Origin of the sequence: uncultured Aggregatibacter sp. (assembly GCF_938046485.1) — a bacterium.
Classification (GTDB): Bacteria; Pseudomonadota; Gammaproteobacteria; order Enterobacterales; family Pasteurellaceae; genus Aggregatibacter.
Genome location: NZ_CALIWN010000042.1, coordinates 1 through 3,212 on the forward strand (window position 1 = coordinate 1; position 3,212 = coordinate 3,212).

A 3,212-nucleotide genomic window follows, 5' to 3' on the forward strand; every position below is an offset into this window, starting at 1 on the left:
TTAAATCTTGTGGTGTAACCGCTTCCAGGTCACCTAAAGACAAGCGCTCTTTCACCGCACGTTCAACACGCACTAAACCAATACGGAATTGGTTCTCTGCCATTTCGCCCACAGAACGAATACGACGGTTACCCAAGTGGTCGATATCATCCACTTCACCACGACCGTTACGAATTTCGATCAATTTCTTCATGACATTAACGATATCTTCGTTACTTAATGTGCCACTACCGGTAGTTTCTTCAATGCCTAAAGAGCGGTTGAATTTCATACGACCTACCGCAGATAAATCATAACGGTCGGAAGAGAAGAATAAATTATCAAATAACGCTTCAGCAGCTTCTTTTGTCGGTGGCTCGCCCGGACGCATCATGCGATAGATTTCGACTAGCGCACTCAAACGGTCATAAGAAGGGTCAACACGTAAGGTTTCGGAAATATACGGACCATAATCAAGATCATTCGTAAACAAAGTCTCAATTTGTGTATAACCGGCTTGTGCCAATTTAGCCAATAACTCAAGAGAAAGCTCCATATTGGCAGGGCAAACCAATTCACCGGTTTCAAGATCCACATAATCTTTTGCTGCAACTTTGCCAACAATATACTCAGTCGGCACTTCAACTTGGCTAACGTTGTCTTTTTCTAAAGCTTTAATATGACGTGCAGTGATGCGACGACCACGTTCAACATACACTTTGCCATTAGCTTCAATATCAAATGCTGCCGTTTCACCACGTAAACGTTCAGGCATTAAATTCATCAGTAATTTATTATCTTTAATTTCGAAGACAACTTTATCAAAGAAAAGATCTAAGATTTGTTCAGTGGTGTAACCTAGCGCACGCAAGATAATGGTTGCCGGTAATTTACGGCGACGGTCAATACGCGCATATAAGTTATCTTTTGGATCAAATTCAAAATCCAACCATGAACCACGGTAAGGAATAATACGTGCGTTATATAGCACTTTACCTGAAGAGTGCGTTTTACCTTTGTCACTATCAAAGAATACACCCGGACTACGGTGTAATTGAGACACGATAACACGTTCAGTACCGTTAATCACAAAAGTACCGTTATCGGTCATTAAGGGGATTTCCCCCATGTAAACTTCTTGTTCTTTAATATCTTTGATCGTACCCGGTGCAGCGTCTTTGTCATAACTTACTAAGCGTAATTTCACGCGTAATGGTGCTGCATAGGTGGTGCCACGGATTTGACATTCACGCACATCAAATACCGGCTCGCCTAATTGATAGCTAACATATTGTAATTCGGTATTTCCATTGGTACTGACAATAGGGAATACTGAACGGAAAGCGGCTTCTAAGCCTTGCTGACCATCCGGATCTCGTTGAATAAATTTCTCAAAAGAATCAAGCTGGATTGTTAATAAATAAGGAATATTTAAAACTTGCGGACGTTTGCCGAAGTCTTTACGAATTCGTTTTTTCTCGGTATAGGAGTAAACCATAGGGTTCCTCTGTTTGCTGTTCAGTGACCCACAATCAACACACAATAATTTGGGCAAAAATTGGTGATAACATATTAGATACCGTTTTAGATGACCGCACTATGAACCTTACTTCTTGAGTGGGTGACTCAAATTAAAATGCTGAATTTAATCTGAGGAAACAAAAGTAATTAAACGGCAAATTGACTTCTGTTTTTGATAGCACAAAATGGCTGATGGTCACCCACCAGCCATTTAGCCTGAGAAACAGGACAAAACAAAATCAAAATTATTTGATTTCTACTTTCGCGCCAGCTTCTTCTAATTCTTTCTTAAGTGCTTCTGCTTCTGCTTTAGCGATGCCTTCTTTCAATACAGCCGGTGCAGATTCAACTAAGTCTTTAGCCTCTTTCAAGCCTAAACCGGTTGCACCACGTACTGCTTTGATTACTGCTACTTTGTTAGCACCCGCTTCAGCAAGCACTACATCGAATTCAGTTTTTTCTTCTGCTGCCGCTGCTGCACCACCTGCTGGCGCTGCTGCTACTGCTGCCGCTGCTGAAACACCGAATTTTTCTTCCATCGCTGTGATTAATTCAACGATTTCAGTTACAGATTTAGAAGCAATCGCTTCAATGATTTGTTCGTTAGTTAATGACATAACAATCAATTCCTAAAGTAAATAAAGTTAATTGGATGAAGAAACGTTTGATTAAGCCGCTTCTTGTAATTTGTCGCGTAATGCCGCAAGAGTGCGAACAAGTTTGCCTGCCGCAGCTTCTTTCATTGTGCCCATTAAACGTGCAATTGCTTCGTCGTAAGTCGGTAATGTTGCTAAGAATTCAACATCTTGGATCTTACCTTCAAAGGCTGCACCTTTAAGTTCAAACTTATCGTTTGCTTTCGCAAATTCTTTGAACAAACGTGCTGCAGCACCTGGATGTTCAGTAGAGAATGCGATAAGTGTTGGACCGGTAAATGTGTCTTTCAAACATTCGAATTCAGTGCCTTCTACCGCACGACGTAATAAAGTATTACGAACAACGCGCATAGAAACACCGGCTTCGCGTGCAGATTTACGCAATTCGGTCATTTTGTCTACTGTTACACCACGGGAATCCGCGATCACAGCAGAAAGGGCACCTTTGGCTGCTTCATTTACTTCGGCAACAATTGCTTGTTTGTCTTGAAGATTTAATGCCATTGGCTGTTAGCTCCTGAATACACTCCGATTGCTCGGAATTTAAATACCTAATAAAACGACTATTAGGATGAATTCGGTGCACAGAAGCAAGAAAATTCTTATTCTGTTCACCATCTACGTAGGATAATTAAGATTGCTCCCCTACGGTCTTGGACGGGGCTTGAATGAGGTCAAGCACCAACCAGAAATACTAAACCGCAAATAAACTACGGTCTAAAAAGGTCAAAGATTATAACGGTCGAAATATCGTTTGTAAATGCCTGATGACAAAAAATCACCAATTCAACAACGATAAATGCCGGAAAAAATAACCGCACTCACAAAAGTGCGGTCATATTTCATCGTATTTCTACGGATTACAGTGAAGCTTGATCGATAGCTACACCGGCACCCATTGTCGTAGAAAGACTGACTTTCTTAATGAAGATACCTTTAGAAGTTGCAGGTTTTGCTTTAGTTAAAGCGGCTAACAACGCTTGAAGGTTTTCTTTTAATTGCGCTTCAGAGAAGTTTGCTTTACCGATAGTGGTGTGAATGATACCGTTTTTATCA

Annotated in this window: 2 protein-coding genes and 2 pseudogenes; all 4 read right to left on the reverse strand. The window is 40.9% G+C overall.

Annotated elements, in window-relative coordinates; translation table 11 throughout:
- Positions 1 to 1,477 (reverse strand): annotated as a pseudogene (rpoB, locus tag Q0203_RS05490) (DNA-directed RNA polymerase subunit beta); the annotation flags it as partial.
- 268 nt (positions 1,478 to 1,745) lie between these two features.
- Positions 1,746 to 2,117: a 50S ribosomal protein L7/L12 gene (rplL, locus tag Q0203_RS05495; protein WP_005702046.1), complete on the reverse strand. Its 372-nt coding sequence runs from the start codon at positions 2,115 to 2,117 to the stop codon at positions 1,746 to 1,748.
- A gap of 51 nt (positions 2,118 to 2,168) precedes the next feature.
- Positions 2,169 to 2,660, reverse strand: coding sequence for a 50S ribosomal protein L10 (gene rplJ, locus Q0203_RS05500; RefSeq protein WP_021616062.1), 492 nt, complete (start codon positions 2,658 to 2,660; stop codon positions 2,169 to 2,171).
- Positions 2,661 to 3,016: 356 nt separating this feature from the next.
- A pseudogene (gene rplA / locus Q0203_RS05505) lies at positions 3,017 to 3,212 on the reverse strand (50S ribosomal protein L1); the annotation flags it as partial.

Bases quoted from the DNA above. Each gene is read 5' to 3' on its own strand.
- rplL (WP_005702046.1), bottom strand. From the start codon at position 2,117: ATGTCATTAACTAACGAACAAATCATTGAAGCGATTGCTTCTAAATCT.
- rplJ (WP_021616062.1), bottom strand. From the start codon at position 2,660: ATGGCATTAAATCTTCAAGACAAACAAGCAATTGTTGCCGAAGTAAAT.